1 protein-coding gene and 1 pseudogene are annotated in these 1,189 nt (G+C 58.3%); one reads left to right on the top strand and one right to left on the bottom strand.

Annotated features, from left to right (window positions below; genetic code table 11):
• Nucleotides 1–110, bottom strand: a pseudogene (locus tag BHD06_RS23475) (IS6 family transposase); the annotation flags it as partial.
• A 385-nt stretch (nt 111–495) separates the two neighbouring features.
• Between BHD06_RS23475 and BHD06_RS22685 the strand changes: the two are divergent.
• Nucleotides 496–1,032 (top strand): hypothetical protein, encoded by a 537-nt coding sequence (locus tag BHD06_RS22685; RefSeq protein ID WP_080459197.1) that lies wholly within the window; start codon nt 496–498, stop codon nt 1,030–1,032.
• Nucleotides 1,033–1,189 lie beyond the last annotated feature (157 nt).

The following is a 1,189-nucleotide window of genomic DNA, read 5'->3' as shown; positions in this document are numbered from 1 at the left end:
TCCTCGACCTCGCGCAGGCTCAAGTTGAACCGGACGTAGAGCCAGACAACATGAGCGATGATCTGAGGCGGAAACCGGTGGCGTTTGTAAGTGATCTTTTGAGTTTGCATCAGCATCACCTATGCGGGCATCGCTACACCAGCAACCTCAGGCCCGCTAACGTGACAACACCGGTTCAGCCCATCCACTGCAATGACAATTGGCTTGAACGGTGGCAATTTCGTCGCCATCGAAGATATTTTCGAGACATACCCCACCTGGCAGCTCCTTCTGATCTTTTGTCAAGTCCTCAGTCTAAAACGAAAGATTGGCCACATTGATGTCAACCGAAACTATCTTTTCAACATTTACTGTAAGGGGCTGGCCCCTCTCGACGCTCTCCCCAAATGTCCAAGTCCCCTGTGCTGCGCGCGTTTTCGTGACGCGCAGCACAGGGGACTAACCCGATAGAAAAAATGCCGCGCGTCATCATTCCCACCCTGAATGGAGACGACCATGAAATCCACATCACACCTGACCGCATGGAAAGACCGCCTCACGACCGGCGATGTCGTGCGATTTCGCTTTCCTGTCGATGATCCCGACAATCCCGATGCCAAGGCCAAGCGCCGCCCCTGCCTCGTCATGGGTGTCCGTTGGTTCGGCGGGCAGAAGTTCGTCGAAATCGCATACGGCACCGGCGCGCAAACCAGCGCGAACCGCGGCTTCGAGATTCGCGTCAAGGGCGGACGCGCAAAGGCGCAAGCGGGCTTGCGCTGCTACACCCGCTTCATCGGCACGCGCGCAATCATCGTGAGCATCGAGCACCCTGGCTTCGAGCCGGACCCTGAGACCGGAACGCCCGTCATGGGCCGCCTCGACGCCAAGCACATGCAGCGCCTGGTGTCCGTCAAAGCGACGCGGCGAACGTACGGGGATACGGCGCCCTCCGTTATCAGGGCCCAGCATCTGCGGGATCAAAACAGGCAGCGGCTACAAGCGACGCGCGGTTTTCCTGAGCGGCACCGCGGTTCGCGTGTTGCCACCCCCTGAACAAAAACAAGGACGATAAAATGCATCTAGCCGCCATAATTCACCACGGTCATTTTCTGTGCGGGCTCGTGCGGTTTGTTGCGTGCATGACCTTGCTGCGCAACCGGAGTGCTCGCCCCTGGGCTGAAGGCCGGGCGCTTGCTTGTTTTGAGGTATG

The organism is Roseovarius sp. A-2 (genome assembly GCF_002072155.1).
GTDB lineage: Bacteria > Pseudomonadota > Alphaproteobacteria > Rhodobacterales > Rhodobacteraceae > Roseovarius.
Note: the sequence above shows the minus strand (reverse complement) of the source record. Positions and strands in the feature narration are given on the sequence as shown.

Bases quoted from the DNA above. Each gene is read 5' to 3' on its own strand.
- BHD06_RS22685 (WP_080459197.1), top strand. From the start codon at position 496: ATGAAATCCACATCACACCTGACCGCATGGAAAGACCGCCTCACGACC.